Source organism: Xanthomonas sp. NCPPB 4037, from assembly GCF_041475695.2.
Classification (GTDB): domain Bacteria; phylum Pseudomonadota; class Gammaproteobacteria; order Xanthomonadales; family Xanthomonadaceae; genus Xanthomonas; species Xanthomonas campestris.
Genome location: NZ_CM191261.1, coordinates 2471862 through 2495250, shown reverse-complemented (window position 1 = coordinate 2495250; position 23389 = coordinate 2471862). Strand labels below are relative to the sequence as shown.

Below are 23389 nucleotides of genomic sequence, written 5' to 3'. Positions count from 1 at the left end.
CGGCAAGCGATTTCCTCTCCGCATATTCGTGCATCTGCCTGGACGAATGGAGTTCATCAGGCTCTGTCATCAGCGTGATTCACCGCATGCTTGCCATCTTTGAAAGCAATGTTTCTGCATTCTTTTGCGCGGACGCACGCACCGACGTCTCCCAATTCCTTCTGCGCGATGCTGCCGAATGGCACTACGGCAAGCTTGTGCCGGGCATGGTGGCACGCACCGGGGCCTTGGGACACAGCTGCTTCTGGCGCGCCTCGCAGCTATTCCTCAGACCCGGTCTTTGGCACGTTGTGCTGGAAACCAGCCTGCCTATGCAAGTGCTCTATGAGCACGTTGGCTTCGTTTTGCGGGAGATCGTGCCGGGCGCCCATGGGCATGTGTGGTCATCCGCCGGCGTGACCGCGGGCATCGACCCACGCCTGGTGGCGCCCTGCCCCGCCTGCTGCTTTAGCCACGCGAGCAGGCGGGGTTTTGCCGCCTGCGCGGGCACGATCACATAGTCCGCGCCCTCCGGCCGCGCGGCGTCGAACTGGGCCACGGTGGTGTCGGTCGCGATTGTGAAGCTGCGGCGGCCAAGGTCGGTGAAGGTGCGGCGATTCTTCGGCTCGCCAGCGCTGTCAGCAATGTCGCTGATCCGTCATTTCCTGCCTGGCGTGGGCGCCTTGCCTCGCGAGCACTTCGTGCTCCTTGCACCATCGCTTGCGATTGCGATGATTAGCCAGGTTATTGGCCGCGCTGTTTCGCGGCGTCGGCGGCAAGGCACTGCGTATCCGCCGCTGGGAAGCCCAGGATGAAACAGGCGCCATGGCCCGGCTCGGATTCGACATCGATGAATCCACCGGCTTGCCGAACCGCACCGTCAACCTGGGCCAATCCCAGTCCGGTGCCCTTGCCTACCGGCTTGGTGGTGAAGTACGCATCGAACAGCCGGTCACGCACATCAGGTGCAATGCCTTTGCCATTGTCCTGCACGGCAAGCGTGACGTATTCGCCTGCCGCACGATCGTCGGCGTCGGTGGCATCGCTCGTCGTCTGGTTGCCCAAGGTGATGCGAATGTGGCCGCTTTCCGCGCAGGCATCGCGTGCGTTGATCACCAGGTTCAAGAGCGCGCGCTCCAACGAGTGCGCATCGGCCAGGACGAACCGCTGGGACGCTTCTTGATGTAATTCGACCGCAACGGTACTTCCCGCCGCCTGCTGCAGTAGCGGCATCAGGCGCTCCGCCAGGTCGCCCAGGTCTATGCACTCGGGGGCATAAGGATGGTGGCGCGCAAACCCCAACAGGCGCTGCGCCATGATCGAGCCTTTCTGCAGTGCGCTCTGTGCCATCCCCAGAAGCTGTTTGTCCTGGCCGATGACCGAGGCGCGTGTCTGCACCATCTCGATGGCCGCGCCGGCCGTTTGCAGCACGTTGTTCAGGTCGTGCACGACGCCGGCCAGGAGCTGGCCGACGGCCTCTCCTTCCTGCGCACGCTCGGCGACCGCTTCAGCCAGACGCTGCGCCGCGCGTGCGATGTCGAGCTCGCCTTCGATCTCCGGCGCCGAGGCATTTCTATAGCTTTGCAGCTCCTGGTCAATCGCGTCTGCAAGCTCGCTTTGCGGGCCCAGCAGCTCGGGCTGGGTGCGCAAGCTGTCGTTAAGCGTGCGCAGCGCCTGCTGCGATTGGCGCCGTTCGGTGATATCGCGATTGACCGCCAGCACCGCTTCGACATGGCCGTCGGCAGCACGCAGCGGGTTTGTCGACACCAGCCAGAAGTGCCGGTGGCCATCGTCGGTGGTGCATTCGGCTTCAAACCGCTGCGACTCACCACGCGCCGCCGCAGCGAGCGCCTCTTCGATCCTGGGCCTGAATTCCTCTGGCCACAGCGATGCCCACTGTTTGCCGATGACGGCCTCCGCATTGCGCGCCGCAACCCTGGCCAAGCCGTGCGAGTTGACGAATACCACGCGGCCATTGAGCGAAATTTCCTTGATGGAATCCAGCGATAGCTCGACCATTTGCCGATAACGATGGTCAGGAAAGTCTTGCATTGCGTTCATAGCTTACCAGTAGATCACGCAGCCTTCATTTGCGCGACGTATTGTTGCGAGTCGATCTGAAGAAGTCCTGCCTCATGCCCGCTCCAATCGAACGGTTGATCCTTGTGGTCGACGATGATGCCGGCTTGCGCGAGATCGCCATGCTGCTGTTGGAAGACAAGGGCTACGGCGTTGTCGCCGCTGCTGATGCGCAAGAAGCACTCGAGCTGATCGATGCACACCCTGCAATCGCGCTGCTGTTCACCGACCTTCAGATGCCGGGTCTCCTGGATGGGTATGGGCTCATTGCCTACCTCCGGGCCGATGGCAATAATCTCCCGGCTATATTGACCTCGGGGCTGGGATCGTCACCGAAGGGCTTGCCGCCGCGCACGACCTTCCTGAGCAAACCCTACACCTGCCGCAATCTCGTGCAGAACATCGAGGCGTTTGTCAGTCACTGATGCCGAAGAGCAGAGCGCTACGCCTCCTTCCATCGGCGACGTAAGCGAGGCATTTGCTGTCAGGGCACGAGCCAAGGGCACTGCCCTCAGTTAATACGCTCGATGAGCTTGGCTGATCGACAAGGGGTGGCTTCCACAGCCCCACAGCGTAGCAGTGGTGGGCTATGCCGGGATCGACACGTCTATATCCATCTGATGCGATGCATAGACGCCAGTGCGAGTACTCCCAAGCGCAGTGACCAACGTCCGTGGCGTCGTTGAGCTGCGTGCGCGCGTGGATGCTTCCGTGAGGTCTCCCGCCTACGCTGGTTTATTCGGCAACAAGCCAAGGCCGAAGTCCACAGCGCTCCCGATGTAACGAAGAGCACCATGCAGCGGAAAGCAAGCTGTGCTTTGCCTGGTCACCTCGTGCGGATTGACGGCCCTAGAATGCCTGCCAGTTGCCTTCGTTGCTCGAAGCGGTCACCACGGCGCGCGGCTTGGACGCCGCCGTACGGCCGGCAGCGACCAATTTCGCCTTGATCGCCGGGGTGACCGCCGGGCGTGACGCATGCTGCAGCGGTGCGGCCACATAGCCGGCGTCGGTCTTGAACACGGCCACTGCTTCGGTGAGCTGCACGGCCTGGTCTTCCAGCGAGCGCGCGGCGGCAGTGGCTTCTTCCACCAGCGCGGCGTTTTGTTGGGTGGTCTCGTCCATCTGGGTGATGGTCTGGTTGACCTGTTCGATACCGGCCGACTGCTCCTGCGAGGCCGCGGAGATCTCGCCCATGATGTCGGTGACGCGCTGCACGCTGGCCACCACTTCACCCATGGTCTTGCCGGCGGTGTGCACCAGTGCGGAGCCTTCGGCCACGCGCTGCACCGAGTCGTCGATGAGATCCTTGATCTCCTTGGCGGCGCCCGAGGAGCGCTGCGCAAGCGTGCGCACTTCCGATGCGACCACTGCAAACCCGCGGCCTTGTTCACCGGCACGTGCTGCTTCCACCGCAGCATTCAGCGCCAGGATGTTGGTCTGGAAGGCAATGCCGTCGATGACGGAGATGATGTCGGCGATCTTCTTCGACGAGGCTTCGATACCGGACATGGTCTCGACGACCTTGCCGACCACTTCGCCGCCCTGCACAGCCACACTGGCCGCACCGATGGCCAGCTGATTGGCCTGGCGCGCGCCTTCGGCATTCTGCTTGACGGTGGAGGTGAGCTCTTCCATCGAAGCCGCGGTTTCTTCCAGATTGGCGGCTTGCTGTTCGGTGCGCTGCGACAGGTCCTGGTTGCCGGCCGCAATTTCGCTGGCCGCACCCTTGATCGACACCGCCGAGGTCTTGATGCTGCCGACGATCTCGGCCAGCTGCGTGGCAGTGGCATTGGCGTCATCGCGCATCTGTGCGAACACGCCGCGGAATTCGCCACTCATGCGTGCGGTGAGGTCGCCGACGGCGATCGGCTGCAACAGGCTGGAGAGCGACTGCAGGTTGCCATCGGCGGTGGACATCAAGGTGTTGAGGCTGTCCACCATCACGCGGAAGTCGTACTGGAAGCGCTCGGCATCGCCGCTGAAATCGCCGTTGGCGGCGGACTGCGCCAGATGCTTGATCTCGTGGTTCATCGCGCCGAGGTTGGTTTTCACCTGCGCCATGGTGTCGGTACGCACAGCCTTTTCGCCGGGTATCTTGTCCATGTCTTCGCTGAGATCGCCGACTGCGTAGCGGCCCATGATCTGTGCCAGGTGAATCATTACGGCGACATGCGAGGCGGCAAGACACTGTTGTCACGGACGATTGTTGCGTAATCGCCAGGAAACGCGGCCTCATCCACGCGGTAATTCAGCTCGCCCTAGTCATGCCTGAGTTTCGATAAGATTAACGGACTCAACAATAGGAGCCTTATTAATATTCAGCGGTACGCGAACTCGGCGACATGCAACCGCTACTCGCTTATTGCCGAGCAGGCATCAGGTCGAATACCTGCTCGGTCGCCGCATCAACGGCGGCGCGGGTGTAGAGCAGCGGGAAGTACTGCCCCTTTAGCCACATCGGGGCGAGGTCGCGATAATGCGGGCTGTTGGGATCTCCCGACTGGCCCGGATAATTCACCGCACGGGAGTTATCCCAATTGCCCAGGTCGATAATCAGCCGTGCCGAAGGGCCGATGGTCTGTCGAAAATCCTTGGCGTCGTAACCGGACTGGTTGGGGGTGTACGGGCTGCCGCCTTTGGCAAAAGGCCCGATATCCAGCAATGCGCGGTCCGCGCCGGCGGCAGCGCTCATTGGATGGGCAATGGCATTGCGGTGCAGCGTGCCCCATTGCCATTGGCTGCTGTCCTCGCCTTGTAGCTGGGTGAGCGCTCGATACGCCGCCTGCAGGCTATGCAGCAGAAGCTGGTCGCGTGCAGCGCTGGGGTTCGCACCAAAGGCTGAGCCGGGGTGCTCCAGTGCGTCCAGCAGCACATCGGTGTCGGGCGCGCCAAAGCTAGCCGCCTGCGCGGGTGTGAGTACCACTGCCTTATAGGCATCGCCCAGATAGCGACTGAACCAGACTTCCTCCAACGCCGCCGCGGGCGATGTGGCAGCTACCGTGCCGTCCCACTGCTTCAGCAATGCAAGTGCGGCGGCTGTGGCAACATCTTGTGATTGCAGTGGCGCCAGCAGTGCGACCAAGCGCTGTGCAGGTAGCGACACCTGGTCGTTCTGCAGGGCCTGCGAATCCTCAAGGGTAACCTTCGACAGCCGCGACAGCACCTGGGTAATGCGTGCATGCCGCGCACCGTTGGCCCACTCGAACCCGATCTTGCGCTCAGCAGCTGGATACCCGCTTGGCAGGTTCATTTCGTTGGAGGTGGTGATGAAGCCCCGGGCTGGATTCTGTGCCGATGGCAAAGCATCGCTGTTCCAGAAGCCCTTCCATTCGTAGCGACCATCGCCGGGCACGGGCATCAGACCATCCCACTGCGCGCGACGCGGTGTCATGCCGGCGGTGACCCAACCGATCGTGCCGCGTGTGTCCGCATAGAGCTGGTTCACCGATGGTGCGCCCCAGTGAGCGAGCGCGCGTTTGAACTGCGCATAGGAGGCGGCAGACTGGTAGCGCAGCGATCCCATATACGGCGAAGTGCCGGGCTGGCTCCACACAGAACGCACTGCGTAGGCTCTGAGCGTGCTGGCGTCGCTGTAGATCACCGGTCCATGCCGGGTGAACTGCAGCGCGACCGATTGTGCCTGGCCACCGCGCACCGCAACCTGCTCGCGCTGCGTCGTCATCGAAACCCACGCGTCGTTGTACCAGTACTGCGATGGATCGCGCGGGTTGAGCCGGTAGACGTAGAGATCTTCCTGGTCGATGTTGAAGATGGTCAATCCGAACGCGCTGTGCGTGTTATGGCCGATCGCCACCCCAGGGGCGGCGGGTTCGCCGGCGCCGATGATGTTCATGCCAGGACTGTTGAGGTGCACGAAGTAGCGCAGGCTTGGCAGCGTATAGGCGCGGTGGGGATCGTCGGCCAGCACTGCGTGACCAGTGGCCGATTTATCTGGCGCGATCACCCAGTTGTTGCTGCCTTCGGCCAGTGCTTCCTCGCCGGGCGCCAGTAGTGCGGAAGGCGTCTGGGCAAGCGTTGTGCCGGGTGCAAGTCTCGGGCTTTGCGTGGCCAGTTCGTACACCTTCAGCACATCGTCCGGCAAGCATGGGTCGAGCCCGTGGGGAAGTATAGTTGTCCAGGCAGGCTGCAACTGCAGACGGACGGCATCCACGCCCAGCGAGGCCTTGCAGGCCACCTTGGCACGCGCGACTTCGCTCTTGACGTTACGGCTCAAGCCGGTGGTACGGATACGCACCACGTCCTCGGGCAGCCATGCGTCCGGCTGATAGCCGAAGGTGCGGAATTCGTAGGGAAGCGCCTGCGGATTGCGCTCCACCCATGCGATGTAAGCATTGATACCCGCGACAAAGCGGGTGACGTTGCGTTGCGCCGCCTTTCCGTAGCTATTCCATTCTTGTCGCATGTCGCCGCGAAACAGGAACAGACGCGATGCGCGGTCTTGCTCGACATACGAGGGGCCGAACACGGCGGCCAGCCGGCCCAGGCCTTTGCGGTGTAGAAGGTCCAACTGAAACAACCGGTCGCGCGCCACGTTGAAGCCTTGCACGAAGAACACGTCGTCATCGCTGCTTGCATAGATATGCGCCACGCCCCAGCGATCCACGCGGATCTGGGCTGGCTTCTGCAAGCCGGAGACATGGATCGTGGTGCGCCCAGGCTCAGACGCAAACGCAGGTGCGTGCGCAACAACGCTGGCTGCCAGGCAGATCAGCAGGCACCGTGCCGAAACAATCATCAGAAAAAAATCCTAGGTTGGAAAGGAGACGTCCTGCGACGCGTGCCGTCGACGATGACTGGATGCGAAAGCAGCAGGCAGTGAGCGGACCAACGCCGATCAGCTACCACATTGCCATCGTCTCTTTGGACGTTCATCCCAGGCTTTACGGCGCCACGCCCTGAGGGGCCTGCTTGTCGGTCAGCCATGCGGTCACCTGTGGCAACTGTGCTGCGCGCAATGTCGCACGGGTCCGGATGGCAGCCGCGATCGTATCTGCATCCCGCCTCGACGACGGCGCAAGGTAGTGGTCCGCAAAGCTCTGGATCTTGCCGGCTGTTTCAGTTTTTGCGGATGTGTAACCAAGACGCGGGTAGAACCTGGAAATCGAACTCGAATCTACCAGCGCGTTGACCTGTTCCCGGTGTTGCAATGCGAAGTCCAGTGCCATTTCAGGATGTTGCTCGGACACTTCGCTGATCATGCCAGCGCTCGTGGTTGCGCCCGGCTCGGGCGTTAGCGCCATCTCCAGCGCCTGCTGGGCAAGGCTCTGGTCGCTTGACTTGGCAAGTAATGTGTATTGCTGATCACGCAGCATTGAGGAGGTTTCCTGCTTGGCCATAGCATGCAGTTGAGCCCAAGTTGGGGCGTTGGCATTGCGCGCGACAATGTCGAGAACAGATTTGCGCAGGTCGGGCGACAGTGATGCAGGATCCTTGCGAAACGCACTGAAGCCGCGCTTGGCTTCGTCGAGAATGGTTGATTCCTCCATCGCACTGAGCGTTGCAATCAACAGGGTTCTGAGCTGTCTGACCTGCGCCGAGTCGTCCTTGCGCTCATCCCACCCCAACCGATCGAATTCCGACAGCAGCCGCGGCCGGGCTTAGGACCTCCATAACGTTTGTGCCTGCGGGTGACCCCGATACATTTCATTGATGATCTCGACGGTCTCCGCCACCGATGCCCACAGGTCTGGTGGACCACCGACTGCAAGCTTCTTGGTCAGATCGAGCGAGTCAGCCACCGGCTGCAGCCCGATGGCGGACAAGGCATTTGTATCAATCATCATGCCGAGCTGATCCACTACCGGCAGTTTCGAGAAGTCCTGTGTCAGCGCCTTGAACATGGCCGGCGTATAAAGCGTCCGGAAATAGCCCTTCTGCCCTGCATTCACGAGCGGCATGCGCCCGCAGCCTGCCAGACTCAGGTGGGTGGTTCCGTCTACCACTACCCGTGTTTGGGTCCCGTCCGGCGCGCGCACAGCGACAGGCACGTGCCACCGCAGCGGGTCCTTGCCAGGGCGGTCCACGGTGTACTCCGCCTGCTCAAGTGTCAGCGTAGTGCGCCCGTTCGTGCATTCGGTGCTGACCCTGATAGGAGGCACGCCCTGCTGTAAGGTGAAATCGTGCGCCACCCGGGTGAACCGTTTGCCAGGCGCAACGCGTTCAACCTCCTGCCACAGCTGATCAGTCACCGCATTGCCGTACTGATATTTCTTGATGTAGCTGCGTACGGCAGACTGCCAGACGTCCTGCCCAGGCTTCGATTGTGTCATCCGGCTAGGGTACCTCACCGATTCAAGCCTGGTGGCACGGCGAATCGCAGTCATGCGCGGCAGCCTGGTCGCAAGCCCGGACTATGTGCGCGACCACGGTGAGCCGCAAGCTCCGGAAGAACTGCTCGCGCATGAGGCACTGATGCAGGGCACCGAAGGCTGGCGCTTCCTTGCCGGCGACAAGATGCTGACCATCCATCCACGTGGACGCTTCAAGGCGGACAATGGCACGGCTCTGGCCGCGGCCGCGTTAGCTGGATTGGGCATTGCGGCGCTACCAGACTTCCTGGTGGCCGACCATCTCGCCTCCGGCGCGCTGGTACGCGTGATGACGAAGTACCCGGCCCCTGATGCCGGCTTGTACGTCGTCCGGCCGCCAGCGGCGAACCCTGCGCGCAAGATCAGTGTGTTGACCGAGCTGTTGATCGAACGGTTCGGCTAGCTGGCACTGCCGTACGGACAGGCCAGCCCGACCCCGTCGACGCCCGCTTAGGGCCAGGTGATCATTAGCACTGCGCGGTGCACTGGACCCCCCTGCATCCCCCGATCGGGGCATTGGGCACTGCCCCGACGCGGTGTTCTGGATTCGTCGCGCAGCGCCCAGCATGGACGACACCGCTGGTGTCGTGAGATGTCATGACCTGGTGGTCCCCCATCCAGAGAGATCACGTCAATGACGTCGTCCGATTTTTCGCGCCAGAGCCACGCGCTCGTTAGCCGCACCCTGCCCTTCGGCAAGGTAGATGCGTTCTTCTTCGTTAGTACGAGCACTGCAGCACAGAGGTACGTAGCGCGTGTCGCGCGCGAGTGCGGTAGCGATTGCCAGCAACGGCTGGCTGTTGCAGGTGTCACAGCCAGTGTGCAGCGGGCGCTCAAGCAGGGAGATGCGTGATGAAGCCTTATCTGCTTTCACTTGCCGCCGGCCTGCTGGTCGGTGTGATCTACAGCCTGCTCAACGTGCGCTCGCCAGCGCCTCCGGCCATTGCGTTGATCGGTTTGCTCGGCATTCTGGTCGGCGAGCAGTTGCCGCCACTTGTGCGTCAGCTGACGACGCGCAGCCACAGCGAAACCTCGTGGATCGGCCATCAGGTCAAGCCGCATATGTTCGGCCACCTGCCCAAGGGCGAACGTGCACCAGCGGATGTTCCCTCTGCGCCGCCATTGGTGCCACCCATGCGTAACGACGAGCACGACACATAAAGTGGCCGGTGCAGTTCGATCTGATGCACACCGTGGCGCCTGCGGTTGGCCGCGGCCGCCGCGGTCTTAAAAAACCACGCAAGCGCATCGGTTAACCCGCCGAGTCGTTGCAGATCCACGCAGCACGCCAGAAAGCCACTACCCGTTCAAGACACTACGACACAAGCACGGACAGCGTGCCGACCCGCAGACAGCGCAAGAACGCGTTTTCAATGTCACCACTTGCCGTAACCGCTTCGATTGCACCCCCCGGCAAGCCGCAGCGTCCTCACCCCAAAGGAATTCCCATGCGTCCGATTCTCACCCTGAGCCTGTCCGCCGCGCTGTTATTGAGCGCGCTCACTCCGGTGCTTGCCGGTGCCGCCGCGCCGGTGTCGGTTGGCCCGCAGTACGACACCACGCACGTCTACGTTGCACCTAACGATGTGGACGCATTCGTGCGCAGCTTCACCGCCACCTTCGGCGGGCAAAGTACGCGTCAGGTGATCGCGACTGTGACGCCAACCCCCAGCAGCACCAGCTCGCAATTGGTACAGACGCCGGCAGGCACGGTGTCGTTGTTCGGGTTTCGTACGCCGGTGCCGCACCCGTTCGGCAACGAACGCACCGGCTACCTGGTCACCGATATGCAACAAGCAGTCAGCGCTGCGCGGGCGGCCGGTGCGGAAGTGCTGGTGGCGCCGTTCAAGGATCCCATTGGCATGGATGCAGTGATCGCCTGGCCGGGTGGCGTCGCCATGCAACTGTATTGGCACGACACCGCGCCGCACTACGCGCCGCTGGCCACCATCCCGGAGAACCGCGTGTATGTCTCACCGGATCGCGCCGATGCGTTTGTGAAAGCGTGGCTGCTATTCTCGCATGGCAAGGTGCTGCGCGATGACCGCCACGCGGATGCAGCACTGATTGGCCGGCCAGGTGACACCTACCGCAGCATCGCAATCAGCTCCGGCTTCGGCGCACTGCAGGTACTGGTGACCGACGGCCACCTGCCCTATCCGTACGGGCACGAGCTCACCGGCTACGCAGTGGACGATCTGGAAGCAACGCTTGCGCGCGCCACCGCCTCTGGTGCCAAGGTGCTGGTGCCTGCCGTGGCGGGGTCGGGCCGGCATTCGGCGATGGTTGAATTTCCCGGTGGCTATGTCGCCGAGCTGCATGCCGATGCGCACTCCTGATCGTATATGTCGTTCCGCCTGACGTTGCTGTTACTGCTGTGCCCCTGCACCGATGCGTGGGCACAGTCATCCATTGATGCGACTGCCGCAATGCCGGCGCGCCCGGCCATCAAGTCGAACCGCTGGCAGGAGAACTGGTCGCCATTTGCCGATCCCGCGCTGCGTACGCAGCCGCTCGATCGGCTGAAATATGTGCCGCTTGGTGACGCAGCGTATGCGTCGTTCGGCATCAACCTGCGCGAGCGCTTCGAAAGCAACCACACCCCTGCGCTGGGCATCGGCCGCGAGAGTGACAGCTATCTGTTGCATCGCCTGCAAGTGCATGCAGACCTGCGCATTGGTGCGCATTGGCAGGTGTTTACCCAGCTGGAAGACGTACGCGCCGTGGACAAACGCCGCATCGGCCCGGCCGACGCCAACCGCGCCGATCTGCGCATGGCCTTCGTCGCTTACATCACGCCACTGGGCGCGGGTGACATGAAGGTACGCGTGGGACGGCAGGAGTTTGCATTCGACCTGCAGCGGTTTGTGTCACTGCGTGATGGCCCCAATGTGCGCCAGTCCTTCGATGCCGTGTGGATGAACTACGAGACCGGCCCGTGGCGCTGGATTGCCTTTGTCAGCCAGCCAGTGCAATACGCCGATGCGCGCAGTTTCGACGATGTCTCCAACCGGCATCTGCGCCTGGACACCGTGCGTGTGGAGCGCCACGTCCTGGGCACCGACGAACTGTCGCTGTATTACGCGCGCTATCAGCAGGATGACGCCAGCTTTCTCGATGCCGCTGGCGATGAGCGACGCGATATCCTCGATGTGCGCTTCGCAGGCGTGCAGCACGCACTGGACTGGGACCTGGAGGCAATGGGCCAACGCGGCAAGGTGGGCCGCAGCCGTGCGCGCGCCTGGGCGCTGGGCGTCAAGGCCGGTTACACGCTACAAGACATCACGCTGACGCCACGTTTTGGTCTGCAACTCGATACCGCCTCCGGCGACCGACGTCCTGACGACGGCCAGCTTGAAACCTTCAACCCGCTGTTCCCGAATGGCTCGTACATCACCCTGGCCGGCTACACCGGCTACACCAACCTGCTGGTGATCAAACCGATGCTCACCATCAAGCCCACCGCCCAGCTCAGCCTCACCGCGGCACTGGGTTTGCAATGGCGCCAGAGCATCGCCGATGCGGTATACGTGCAGCCGGACATTCCACTCGCCGGCACAGCAGGCACCGGCACGCACTGGACGGGCCGTTACCTGCAGTTGCGTGGTGATTGGAAGCTGAGCACGCACCTGCAGACCGCCATCGAAGCGGTCCACTACCAGGCCGGCGAGACCGTGCATGCTGCCGGTGGCCGCGACAGCAACTACATTGGCTGCGAAATGAAGTTCATGTGGTAGCGCCGTTTCCCTTAGCGCGGAGCGAGCAATGACATCAGGTGATCCGGCTGCGCTGTGATCCTTTCCAGCCGCGGATAGCGCAAGGTTCCGCGGTAATCCAGGGTATGCATCACGCGCCGGCCATCCTGCTCGAAGGTCAGGCTGACCGGCACCTGGGCTGCATGGCGCACGGCGTCGAGCAGTCGTTGCGGTGTAAATGGTGCCTCGCCGATGGACACGAGCGTTGTCTGTGGCCCGATTCCGGCCCGGTAGGCGGGCCCATTCCAGGCGATTGCGCGCACCTTCCCGTTCGCAGATACCGATAACCCGATTGAGTACGTCAGATCGGTCACGCCGAGCTCCTGCTCGTTTTGGCGATACGTCTCTGTCGCAGTCTCGGCATAGGCCAGCCGCCATCCCTGCCGCGCGAGACCGGCGGTGGCATCGAGTTCGTCATGGCCATCCAGCCAGCGCCGCAAAAACCCTGCCCAGTCGTCGGGCGCCACCGTGTTCAACGCGTTGACCACATCGTTGAACACATACGTACGTGCCGGTGCGTTGGGCGTTGCGCCGGCAAAAAACAGCCTTGCGAACTCATCGATACCGCGGTGCCCGCCGCTGTGCTGACGTAACCGCGCGTCGATATCGAGCCAGAGCATGACCCCCTCCAGGTAATAGTCCTTGCGGCGCTGCCAGTCGCGCCACGGAACTGCCCTGCGCAGCATGAAGGCCGGGTAGTTCACATCGTCCGATAGCGGCCTCCATGTGCGTCCTGGCCGGTTGGCGATTTCTGCTGCATCGATCGCCAGCCTGTCCAGTGTCTGTTCTCGTGTGCGCAGCCCCGATCGCGCAGCAAGCACCCGCCCCCAGAACTCGGTCTGCCCTTCATATACCCACAGCAGGCTGCCGCCTTGCGGGGCATTCGGCGTAGGTGCCCAGAGATCTGCGGGCGTGCGATACAGCCCGTTCCACGCATGCACGAATTCATGCGCGAAGATGTCGCGATTATTGAGCTGATTGTCCCAGTCGGAAAAATAGGCCGACGGCAGCGAAATCTCGCTGGACGCGCGATGCTCCGTGCCTCCTGCCGAGCCATCGTCCTCCATCCGCGCGTGGAAGGTGTACTGCTGAAACGGCGCCGCGCCGAACACGGTGCTGGCCTGCTCCAGCATGCGGCGCAACGCGGCGACGCGCTCGGGTGCAATGGTCAGGTCTTCGGGCCGGCGAGCGATCAGATTGAGTGAGATAGGCGGTTGCCCTGGTGCCGACAACGGCAGCTGCCGCGCGTGGCGTGCGGCATACACGGGCGTGTCGAGCAAGGTGTCGAGCGAGACCGCTGCAAACCGGATGGTGTCTTCGGAGCTGTCGCGCACAGCCAGCGAACTGATCACGCGCAGGTTGGGCGGCAACGTCATGCTCGGGGCGAACGTCAGGTTGCGCGCGTACCACCCGGCCGGATACAGGATCAGCCGCTGCCACGGCACCACCACCAGGTCAGGAGACAACACGTCGTCGGCACCCACAATCTGGAACTGCACCTCAATCATCTGCGTTCCCGGCGGCACATCCAGGTGAAAGGCATGCGAATCGAGCGTGTTACGGCGCCAGACCAGCGCCCGACCATCGGCCTGTATGGTGAGCCCGGCGAGATCGGTGACCGAGAGACTGGGTCCATGGCTTGCACTCTCCCACCGCGGATAGAGCAGCGTCATGGCACCGGCTTGCTGGACCGGAATGCGCTCGCGGATGACGAACAGCTTATGTGCGATATCGACCTGCTCGACATCGAGCGAAATCGTGCCGGCGAATGGCTGGTCCACCGGTGGTGCAATCGTCGGAACGTCCAAGGTCTGGACCGGGAGCGTTGTTGCATGCGCTGCGATCGTGGAGACGGCGCTCAGACAGAGCGCGAGAGAACACCATTGCCACACGAGCCGGCAAGCGAATGCTGCCGGAAGCGTATCGGTGCGCTCTTGGATGTATGAGGAAACTCGAGAGAGCGCCCGCCGCAGTGCTGCGCTGGTTGCAGTGGCTTGCTGTTCTGTTCGCTTGCGCCGTGCATCCAGCCGAGATGTCAAACGTGTGGCAGTGGCTATCGCCTGCGTACGCGCGGCTTGTTTGTGGTCGATCAATTGCATGCGTGCCAGCACCGTTTTTGTCTTCGTCGAAGGCCATCGTGTCCGGCGCGCCTGTCACAACGGTGCTGCCAGCAGCGCATTATCTCTTGAACGATTTGCCGGTGCGTTGCCTACCCATGCGCGCGTTGCAGAAGTTGCTGCAGATTTCCGACAAGCGGGCTGAAGCAGCCGCGATAGAAAGCCGGGCGTGTATCTCTGCATCCAGAAAGCCCGCGGACGAAAACCCCTCGAGCGTGGACCAGTACGCGTTTTTATTCATCAGCAATTTGCCACACAGGGCTGGGAGCTCCCGCGCATTCTGGATGCGATGAACGCGCCAGCGGCCACATGGCGCAATACGAGCGCGTGATGCCCCACGCGTCGACGAATGCAGAACATTCCCAAGCTGGTGCTGCGGCTGCTCTGGCTACACACGCGCTGCGGCCTCGCACTCCCACGGGCCGCCATGCGGGTGGCGAGCACGCCTGCACTCAAAGCATTCGTCAGTAACCGCTTCGCGCCTGACTCACAGGCCATCGCGCTGGCGGGCTATGAGCACCGCTGGAACATCAGCACAGGCGTCGCCGCAGCTTGCTCGCTACTACACTGTGCTTTCCACACCATGTGCACACTTCATCGCGTTGTCAGCAGACCCTGCCCGCCGGCCCATAGATTGATATCGTCACGGCGGATGGCGGCCGCCATCAAACCGGGAAACGCGTCCGGCGTGCAGGCAAACGACGGCACGCCTAATGCCGCCAGCTTCCCGGCAAGTGCGCGATCGTAAGACGGCGTGCCTTCGTCGCTGAGCGCCAGCAGCACGATGAACTGTACGCCGGCTTCCAGCAACTCGCGTGCGCGGGCCAGCAGGTTGTTCTCGACACCTCCCTCATAAAGATCGGAGATCAATACCAGAATGGCGTTGTGGGGTTCGCGAATGATGCTCTGGCAGTAGCTCACCGCGCGGTGAATATCAGTGCCTCCCCCCAGTTGCACCCCGAACAACAGGTCCACCGGGTCGTCCAACTGTTCGCTCATGTCCACGACTTCGGTGTCGAATACCACCAGGCGTGTGGCCACTGCCGGCAACGAAGCCATCACTGCGCCGAAGATGCTCGAATACACCACCGAGGCCGCCATCGAACCGCTCTGGTCGATACATAGCAAAACTTCCCGCTGAGGCTTTTTCGCCTTGCGGCCATAGCCCACCAGTTCCTGCGGCACCACGGTGCGCAATTCCGGCTGCCAATGGCGCAAGTTGCTGCGAATGGTGCGGTGCCAGTCGATTTCGGCCAGGCGCGGGCGGCGATTGCGGCGGGCGCGATCCAGCGCACCGGTCACGGCAGAGCGCATGGGCTCTTCAAGTTGGCGCAGCAGGTTGTCCACCACCTGGCGGACGACCACACGCGCGGTGTCCTTGGTCTGTGCAGGGATCACCCGACTTAGTCCGATCAGGCTGGCGACCATATGCACGTCTGGCTGCACCTGCTCCAGCATTTCCTTTTCCAGCAGCATTTGGGTGAGGTCCAGCCGCTGCAGTGCGTCACGCTGCATCACCTGCACCACCGATGACGGGAAGTATTGCCGGATGTCCCCCAGCCAGCGAGCCACATTCGGAGATGACGCCCCGCGTCCGCCGCGGCGGCCCAGGCCGCCGACGCCATCCGGTTCGTACAGCGCGGCAAGGGCCTGGTCGATACCCTGCAACTGCTTGGGCAGCGCACCGCAGCTGCGATCGGCCTCCTGCCCCAGGATCAGACGCCAGCGCTGTTCGCGCGAGATAGGAGCATCCATTGCATCGGTGTTCTCGGTCATGCGGGCAACCCCAACAGTTCACGCAGCATCGGCAACGCGCGCTCGGCGCGGGCCACGTTCCAGTCCGGTGCCGCGACGGCAACCGTGTCCTCTGCCGGGGCCTGCTTGACCCGCACGCCCAGAGCACGGCGGTCGGCGTTCTCGAAGGCCGCAAAGGTACGCCGTACCAATGGCAGCACCCGAACCAGCTGCACCTCGTCCAGTCCGATCACCCAGCCGTCGATCATCTGCCAAACCGCATCGTCGTGCAGCAACACGGTGGCATTGCGGTTGAGAAAGCCATCCAGCCACTGCGCGGCTTGCAGCGGCTCGGCGCCTTGCGAGAGCTGCTGTTGCAACTGTGTGTGCACTGTGTCGGTCTGCACGGCAGTGGTGTCAAACAACAATCGCAATGCAACCCCACGCAGTAGTGCGCTACACGCTGGCGACAGCGCAATACGTTGCAATGCGTGCTGCCATGTGCCGCTGCAGCTTGTGTCACTACGTAGGCCGATGGCGCGGTCAGCATCCAGCACCACGGTGCGGGCATGTTCGGCGCGGGCTTCGTCCAGGCTGACGAGCGCGAGTTTCAGGCCGATCGCCGCGCGTTCCAGCATGCTGTCGAACAAGTGCACTACATGCATGCCCTCCGTCTGGCGAACATTTCCGTAGCGGAGAATGTTGGCCAGTGGTGGCAGCGCGCCGAGTAGTGCCAGCGGGTCCGCATCTGTTGCTGCGCGGGCTTCCAGTTCAGCGGTAAGCGCATGCACTGCCTGCGGCAGATCCGCAAGCAATACCTGATCCACTAATGCGGAAAGATCTGACAGCGCCTTGGTACTGCGCGCCTGCACCAAAGCCATGCTAGACGCAGCGTCCAGCAGGGTTTGTCCGTGGCGGCTGGCTTCCACCAGATCCATCTGAAAGTGCGGCTGCCACGCCAACTGCCAGATTTCGTGGAAGGTGCCACGTGCCGAATGTCCGGTACGCGCCAGCCTTCCCCATTCAATGCCAATCAAGCGCAGGCGATGCAGCAGGTGGCTACGTGCCAGGTCGTTTTCTTTGCGCAGGTCCAGATCAAGCGTCTTTTCCAGTGCCTCAGGTTTCAGACGCAGGCGTTTCTGATGTGCCTCCAGGTCGCGCTGCAGTGGCACGACGGGCACGCTGGCGGGCACTTGGCCCAGTGCGTCGCCCACCATGAGGTGCTCGCGGATAAGCCGCATGGGCGCGTCATCACCATTGCAAATCACTGCGCGGCTTGCTTCGGCAATGTCTTCCAGGCCGGGCGCGGGATGGCCGCGAAATGCCGCCAGCGTGTCGGCCAGGCGTGTGGCCTCGATGAGGTGGGCCGAGGAGCAATCCAACCCATGTTCGCGCAGCATTCGCCCCACGCGCGCGTACCAGCCCACGGTGCGCTGATTGCGAGCACCGGCGTTGCGCCACAGATGGTCGTACCAGCCAGGTGCCTCCACGCCGGCACCGTAGCCGCTTTCGACACTGAGATGACGGTAGGTCCATGGCACCCAGGTGCTCTGGGTCTTGCGCCTGGGCATGCCTTTGAGCAGGCGGTTGTCTGCGGCAGCACTATTGGCGCGCAACGCCCCCGGCTGAAGCGCCGGCACGTGCCACGCACCGCACACCACGGCAACGCGGGCGAATTCATTGCCTGCGCTGCGTACCACGCTACGCATATGCGCTTCACGCATGGCTTCGTGCTCACCACGTACTCCGGGATAGTCCGGTGTGTGCTCGCGCACGGCCGTCATTGCCTCGGCGATAGCAGCGAACAGATCTTGTCCGTCTCCCCGTTCCTCCACCATGTGATTCCACCAGGACTCGCCATCGGCGTGGCCGGCCGCTCGCGCAAGCCAATCCAGTGGATCGGCCGGACGTACGTCGCTGGCTTCTTCGGCGGCAGGTTCAACATCCACTTGGTGCTGCAACTGAACGTGCTCTTCCCTCGCCGGCGTCTGACGGCTCGCGCGGGCCTGTGACTGCCATTCCAGCGTTAATGCAGGGGGCACATCCATAAAGCGCAGAGTGGTGCCATGACGCAGCGCCCAGCGCATGGCCTGCCATTCCGGCGAGTACATCGCATACGGATGGAAGACTGCCAGCTGTGGATCGTCCACACTGTAGGACAGCAATGCGACCGGCGGCTGCATGCCCTCTTCCAGCACGTGCGATAACAGCGCCTCCGTGCCCGCCGGCCCCTCGATCAACACACAGTCTGGCTGGAGTGTCTCAAGGGCAGCCAACAGGCTGCGCGCACAGCCGGGGCCGTGGTGGCGAATGCCGAACAGGGAGATGCTTTCCGTCATAGGTGCAGCCTGCTCAGGCTTGTTCGCGGAACGCGCGGTACAGGTCTTTCCAGTCGTCGCGCTCCTTTACCACGGTCTCCAGATACTCCTTCCACACCAGCGCATCCTGTACCGGGTCTTTGACAATGGCGCCGATCATTCCGGCTGCCATGTCGCCTGGACGCAACACACCGTCGCCGAAATGTCCCGCCAAAGCCATGCCATTGTTGATCACCGAAATGGCCTCTGCGGTGGAAAGCGTCGCTGTGGGGCTTTTCAACTTCGCCTTGCCGTCTTCGGTCACACCATTGCGCAGCTCGCGGAAAATACGCACTACACGCGCGACTTCCTGCAGCGCCGGCGGTTCAGCAGGAAGATCCAGCGCCACGCCCATCTCGGCGACACGCTTGAGCACGATGGCGACTTCGTCTTCCTCGCTGGATGGCACCGGCAGAATCACGGTATTGAATCGGCGTTTGAGTGCACTGGACAGTTCGTTGACGCCCTTGTCGCGGTTGTTGGCCGTGGCAATCACGCTGAAGCCACGCACGGCCTGCACTTCGCTGCCCAGCTCAGGGATCGGCAGTGTCTTTTCGGAGAGCACGGTGATGAGCGCATCTTGCACATCCGCCGGAATGCGCGTGAGTTCTTCGATACGCGCAATCTTGCCCAGGCGCATGGCATTCATCAGCGGGCTGGGCACCAATGCTTTCTCGCTCGGGCCATTGGCGAGCAATTGTGCGTAGTTCCAACCGTAGCGGATCTGCTCTTCGCTGGTGCCGGCGGTGCCTTGCACCAGCAGGGTGGAATCACCACTGATCGCTGCGGTCATGTGCTCGGAGACCCACGACTTCGCCGTACCCGGCACGCCGAATAGCAGCAATGCGCGGTCGGTGGCGATGGTGGCGACAGCCACCTCCATCAGGCGCCGATCGCCAATGTACTTGGGGCTGACCACGAATCCGTTTTCAAGGGTGCCTCCCAGCAGATAGGTCACCACCGCCCACGGCGACAGGATCCAATTGGCTGGGCGCTGCCGGGTGTCCTGGCGGCGTAGTTCTTCCAGTTCCTCGGCATATTGATGTTCGGCGTGCTGACGCAGGACAGCGTTACTCATACGTGCTCCAGTCAAAGGGCGGAATGATCAGAAAGTGGAATGCAGCGCCTGGCGCAGCGTCACAACGTCGTGCGCCTGCTGTACGCAGTCGAGCATGGCCTCCGTGGCATTTGGCGCCGCGTCGGCAATCTGCACATGCGGTAGTGCGGAGGGATGAAGGACGGCAAGCAATTCCAGCACCAGATCACGTTGAACGTAGTCGTAGCGCAACGACTCATCACCGAACCGCGCACCCAAATCCGCAGCCAGCCGCTGTGAGTATGCGGCGCTCAGGGTCTGGCCAGGGCTGGTACTACCGAGCACTTCAGCAAGCAGGGACGTTTGTTGCAGCTCTGCGATGCTGGCGGGCCAGTGCTGCTCGCGCTGCGCGGGTGGAAGCATGGCCAGCAACTCACCCAGGCGCAGCTGTCGCTGTTCCACATCAATCATTGCTTGTACCCATTCGGGTTCGCTGGCGTCCACACGTTCCAGCCATGCACGCAGCAGCGCGTCGTACCAGTCCGTGCTGCGTGCCCAGGCCAGCACCTGCGTCGGTGTTTTTTCCAAGGTCTGGCACCACCAGCCCAGTGGGAGTTGACGCGCAATCTGGTAAAGCCACCAGGCGCGCTCGCCCAGCATGTCGCTGCCGGGACGCTTGCTGTCGATGGCGGCGTCGGCCCAGCCGGCATCAGCTACCGCTGGCGCATCCAGTTTCCAGGCCATGCGGCGCAGCAGGCCGGCGGGTTGCTGCTGCAGCAGCGTGCGCATCTGCGCATTTATATATTGCGCGTGCACGGTGAACGGCAGTGCGGCAAGCATCGGCCCCACCAGCATGCGTACCTCACGGCTGCGATCCTTCAGCAGTGTTTGCAACAACGGGCCATCGGCATCGCTCAGCTGCGGCTGCAATGCGGCAATGACCTCGACCCGCTCGCGCGCAGAGAAGTCCTTGAGCGCACACTGCAAGCGCGCATTTGCGGCCGCGGCGTTATGGGTTCGTAGCTGTCGAAACAGGTGCAGCCGTGCATCGAATGTGCCTTCGTCCCACACCTGTTCTAGATTCGCAGGTGCAGCCTGTCCATGATCCCCTACTTCTACCGCGTAGTTCCAATCCGGATTGCAGGCAGCCAACCAGCGGCCACGGATGCCCAGCACCGGGCGCAGAAAGGCGCGCAGCGGGTTCACACGTGCCCCGGCGTCCAGCGCCAACGGCAACACTGCCACTGGCAGATACTGGTTGTGTGCTCCCAGTTGCAGGCAGGCTTCGTAACGTGCGCGCCTCATCCAGGGCGGTGGTTGGGTGCCGCTAAATAGCCGCTTCAATAGGGGTGCCCAGGCGTGATCTGCCGGAAGTGCCTGAGGATCATTCTCCGCGGGTGGCGGCAGAGCCACCGGTGCGGCCATGCGCAGGGCCGCACGTCTGGAGGCAGCCACGACGCCCACCTGCACGCTATAAGCCAGTGCTGCATCCTCGTGCTTGGCGACTGCGGCGAGGACGTCGCCGAGCGCGCCTTCGGCAGGAACGACCTGTGGGCAGTCGATGCCCAGTAATGCAGGCTTTAACCATATCGGACTCATGCTGCTCCCCTTTCCCAGCATTCTCCCTGCCCATTCCAGGCGGTCAGCGGCAGCAGCGTCTGGCCATCCCATTCGCCTACCACGCACAACGGGTGGCCACCGGCAAACGCCAGTAGCGCCCACCCCTGCATCAATGAAAGCTGCAATGGCAGTGTGCCTTCTGCGTGTCGTACCCAAGCGGCGTGGCCATCATGCGCCACATGTGCCTGCGCCAAGCGCATGGGTACGAGCGGCAGCCAGGGATTCGCTGCGAGTGCGAGCGCAGCTGCATCGAGCGAATCTTCGCGAGGTAGCGAGGTGCCTGCAGCGCTTACCGCATCCACCTCACCCATCACTGCGCGCAAGGGCACCGTCCCCATGTGGAAATGCAGCGTCCCCGCATAGACATGGCCGTTGCGCCACTGCTGATCCCAACCACGCCCGCCGTGGCTATAGTCCTGCAGTAGCGCGGCACGGGCGCTCTGCAGACCGTGCAGCCAGACGCGGCGCTCCACCAAATTGCCTGGCTGCTCAATGATCTGTTGGCCCTGCACATGCCACTGATCGCGCACGGCCTCGCCTTCGCGTAGCACCACGTCGCGCTCGATCGGCCAACCCAGCGCAGCGCGCAGGTCTGCCCGACGCGCTGGATTGAATGTTTCCATGCGGGGAACCGCCTGCGTGAGCAATTGCAACAGCCCAAGACGCTCGCCCAATTCGGCCAGCTGGCTAAGATCGCGCCCGCCCTCGCCCAGCGCGTGTTCCAGCCGGTTGGCCAAGCCGGGTGCTTGTGCATCCACCATGCGTGCCATCATGCGTCGCGCGTCCTGCTCAAAGCCTTCGCCTAGGTTGGCAAGCCCCTGGCGGAAGGTGTCCGCGATCCAACGTTGCAGTTCTGCCGCGCCGGCTTCCATGCGCGACCAACGTGTGTGCTCGCGTTTGGCGGCTGTCCCTGCCTGCACTTGCGGATCGGGCGGTGCCGCGCTCGCCGCGACTTCCTTGCGGACAGCACGATCACGGCGCCCCTGCATCCATTCCTCCACCCAGGCCGGGCGCACACCTGCTATGCAGCGCGGGTTGCCTGCGGCGTAGAGCATCAGCAGCGCCAGGCCATGTTTGCAGGGAAATTTGCGGCTTGGGCACGAGCAGCGACTGACCAGCGCGGACAGGTCCACCTGCGTCTGGTAGGGCTTGGAGCCACTTCCCTGGCATTCGCCCCACAGGGCATCGGCGTCGACGCCGAGCAGACCCCATTTTGCGTCCGTGGCCAAGCCACCAGCTGCTTTGCTAGACGATGCATCAGGCGCAAGCGCGAGCACCTGCTCGCGCGTGAGTCGCACTTCCATATCCGTACTCACATCAGATCCGCGGCAATGATAGCCGAGGTTGGCTGATAACCAAGCGTTCGCTTGTTGCCGCTTCGAGGGACGCGCTGCCTTCGGTGAGCGCCGATGCGTTGGAAGGAACGCTGCAAGCAATTGCAGTTGGGCGGGCTACGTTCCGGCCCAGCCCCTGCGGTTCATGCGCTAGGACCGACTTCACTCTCGGTTGCCCTGCTCCTAATCAGCTCCGTGACTGCGTGCGCCGTCGCGCACCCGCAGCATATGTAAGAGATAAGAACTGGCAGAGCGTCGTCTGCTCCGAAGGACGACTCAGACCAAGGCGCTTGCTAGGGAACCACCGGTTTTCAAGACAGATCGTGCAGATCCTTCCCCAGCACGGGGCCAAGCGTCCAGTCGGAAAACTGGACACGCAGCCCTTCGCGTTCCGGGGTGCAGGTCATCGGGCCCACGAGGTAGGAGTCGGCGACCGGGAACGGGCAGAGCCTGACTAGCGGCCAGTACGTGCCGTCGCGCGAGACCTGTAAGCGGAGCACGCCCTTGTCGACGGTTGCGCGCATCCAGAAGTCGGACGCGTCGGCTTCGTAGGGCCCGGTGGCCCAGTCGGAGGTGCCATCGGTCAGCACGCTGCTCAGCATGGCGCGGCCGTCGCTGAGCTCGATTCCGGCCTTCACCCATTGCCGTTCGTTGAACCGCACCATGATGCCGGCCTGGTCGTAGAGCTGCTCGAACTTGCCGCGGATCCTGAGCTGACAGGTGAAGCGCGATGGCGCCTTGATCCCGAGAAAATGGCCGCTATCGCGCGTGAAGCCATAATGGGTTTCGCGCCAGAAGTCGGTGCCCTTGTCGGTGACCACGTCGAGCACGTCACCGGGCAGGACGCGGTGCACCTTGGGCGGGTTGAGCCAGGTGCCAGTCTCCCAGACCCCACGGGCCTGCGCATTCGCGCCGGTCGCCAGGACCACGCTGCCGGCAGCGATGCCGCCCAGCGTCGCGCGGCGGCCATGGTCCACGTTCCTCTCGTTGTCATCGCGCATGCGCTTGCTCCTGGCTCGTATGGTGCTGCCCTCACCGAGGCCAGCACG

The 23389-nt window shown here is 63.0% G+C and carries 16 protein-coding genes and 2 pseudogenes; 7 read left to right on the top strand and 11 right to left on the bottom strand.

Annotated features, from left to right (window positions below; genetic code table 11):
• Positions 1 to 86 precede the first annotated feature (86 nt).
• Positions 87 to 500 (top strand): hypothetical protein, encoded by a 414-nt coding sequence (locus tag ACCQ01_RS11105; RefSeq protein ID WP_228434116.1) that lies wholly within the window; start codon positions 87 to 89, stop codon positions 498 to 500.
• Positions 501 to 723: 223 nt separating this feature from the next.
• On the opposite strand, the gene ACCQ01_RS11100 is transcribed toward ACCQ01_RS11105, so the two are convergent.
• Positions 724 to 2040 (bottom strand): two-component system sensor histidine kinase NtrB, encoded by a 1317-nt coding sequence (locus ACCQ01_RS11100; RefSeq protein ID WP_228434115.1) that lies wholly within the window; start codon positions 2038 to 2040, stop codon positions 724 to 726.
• 74 nt (positions 2041 to 2114) lie between these two features.
• Between ACCQ01_RS11100 and ACCQ01_RS11095 the strand changes: the two genes are divergently transcribed.
• Positions 2115 to 2483: a response regulator gene (locus ACCQ01_RS11095; RefSeq protein WP_115540328.1), complete on the top strand. Its 369-nt coding sequence runs from the start codon at positions 2115 to 2117 to the stop codon at positions 2481 to 2483.
• A 424-nt stretch (positions 2484 to 2907) separates the two neighbouring features.
• Here ACCQ01_RS11095 and ACCQ01_RS11090 read toward each other — a convergent pair.
• The 3 genes and pseudogenes from ACCQ01_RS11090 to ACCQ01_RS11080 form a co-directional block, all read right to left on the bottom strand.
• Positions 2908 to 4316 (bottom strand): annotated as a pseudogene (locus ACCQ01_RS11090) (methyl-accepting chemotaxis protein); the annotation flags it as partial.
• Positions 4317 to 4417: 101 nt separating this feature from the next.
• Complete coding sequence (locus tag ACCQ01_RS11085; RefSeq protein ID WP_228434113.1) at positions 4418 to 6814, bottom strand: penicillin acylase family protein; 2397 nt, start codon at positions 6812 to 6814, stop codon at positions 4418 to 4420.
• Between the two features lie 145 nt (positions 6815 to 6959).
• A pseudogene (locus ACCQ01_RS11080) lies at positions 6960 to 7976 on the bottom strand (ERAP1-like C-terminal domain-containing protein).
• Positions 7977 to 8379: 403 nt separating this feature from the next.
• Here ACCQ01_RS11080 and ACCQ01_RS11075 point away from each other — a divergent pair.
• The 4 genes from ACCQ01_RS11075 (at position 8380) to ACCQ01_RS11060 (ending at position 12124) form a co-directional block, all read left to right on the top strand.
• On the top strand, positions 8380 to 8790 hold the full coding sequence (locus ACCQ01_RS11075) for a LysR substrate-binding domain-containing protein (protein WP_323369869.1): 411 nt from the start codon (positions 8380 to 8382) through the stop codon (positions 8788 to 8790).
• Positions 8791 to 9239: 449 nt separating this feature from the next.
• Positions 9240 to 9548 carry a XapX domain-containing protein gene (locus tag ACCQ01_RS11070; protein WP_228434110.1) on the top strand — a complete coding sequence of 103 codons (309 nt, stop codon included), beginning with the start codon at positions 9240 to 9242 and terminating at the stop codon, positions 9546 to 9548.
• Positions 9549 to 9835: 287 nt separating this feature from the next.
• Positions 9836 to 10726, top strand: a complete 891-nt coding sequence (locus ACCQ01_RS11065) for a VOC family protein (RefSeq protein WP_228434109.1) — start codon at positions 9836 to 9838, stop codon at positions 10724 to 10726.
• A 6-nt stretch (positions 10727 to 10732) separates the two neighbouring features.
• Positions 10733 to 12124: an alginate export family protein gene (locus tag ACCQ01_RS11060; protein ID WP_228434108.1), complete on the top strand. Its 1392-nt coding sequence runs from the start codon at positions 10733 to 10735 to the stop codon at positions 12122 to 12124.
• A gap of 11 nt (positions 12125 to 12135) precedes the next feature.
• Here the strand turns inward: ACCQ01_RS11060 and ACCQ01_RS11055 are convergent, their stop codons facing one another.
• Positions 12136 to 14241: a M61 family metallopeptidase gene (locus ACCQ01_RS11055; protein ID WP_228434107.1), complete on the bottom strand. Its 2106-nt coding sequence runs from the start codon at positions 14239 to 14241 to the stop codon at positions 12136 to 12138.
• Here ACCQ01_RS11055 and ACCQ01_RS11050 point away from each other — a divergent pair.
• Positions 14240 to 14404: a hypothetical protein gene (locus ACCQ01_RS11050; RefSeq protein ID WP_183111207.1), complete on the top strand. Its 165-nt coding sequence runs from the start codon at positions 14240 to 14242 to the stop codon at positions 14402 to 14404. The genes ACCQ01_RS11055 and ACCQ01_RS11050 overlap by 2 nt on opposite strands.
• A 449-nt stretch (positions 14405 to 14853) precedes the next feature.
• Here ACCQ01_RS11050 and ACCQ01_RS11045 read toward each other — a convergent pair whose 3' ends face one another.
• From ACCQ01_RS11045 to ACCQ01_RS11020, 6 genes are all read right to left on the bottom strand, one after another.
• On the bottom strand, positions 14854 to 16035 hold the full coding sequence (locus ACCQ01_RS11045) for a VWA domain-containing protein (protein ID WP_103701533.1): 1182 nt from the start codon (positions 16033 to 16035) through the stop codon (positions 14854 to 14856).
• Positions 16032 to 18332, bottom strand: a complete 2301-nt coding sequence (locus tag ACCQ01_RS11040) for a DUF5682 family protein (RefSeq protein WP_228434106.1) — start codon at positions 18330 to 18332, stop codon at positions 16032 to 16034. The genes ACCQ01_RS11045 and ACCQ01_RS11040 overlap by 4 nt, the downstream gene beginning before the upstream one ends.
• A gap of 13 nt (positions 18333 to 18345) precedes the next feature.
• On the bottom strand, positions 18346 to 19428 hold the full coding sequence (locus ACCQ01_RS11035) for an ATP-binding protein (RefSeq protein WP_103701537.1): 1083 nt from the start codon (positions 19426 to 19428) through the stop codon (positions 18346 to 18348).
• A gap of 27 nt (positions 19429 to 19455) precedes the next feature.
• Positions 19456 to 20985 (bottom strand): DUF5691 domain-containing protein, encoded by a 1530-nt coding sequence (locus tag ACCQ01_RS11030; RefSeq protein WP_372358875.1) that lies wholly within the window; start codon positions 20983 to 20985, stop codon positions 19456 to 19458.
• Entirely contained in the window at positions 20982 to 22442 is a 1461-nt protein-coding gene (locus ACCQ01_RS11025; RefSeq protein ID WP_372358874.1) for an SWIM zinc finger family protein, read from the bottom strand. The genes ACCQ01_RS11030 and ACCQ01_RS11025 overlap by 4 nt, the downstream gene beginning before the upstream one ends.
• 209 nt (positions 22443 to 22651) lie before the next feature.
• Positions 22652 to 23341, bottom strand: coding sequence for a DUF1349 domain-containing protein (locus tag ACCQ01_RS11020; RefSeq protein ID WP_228434104.1), 690 nt, complete (start codon positions 23339 to 23341; stop codon positions 22652 to 22654).
• Positions 23342 to 23389 lie beyond the last annotated feature (48 nt).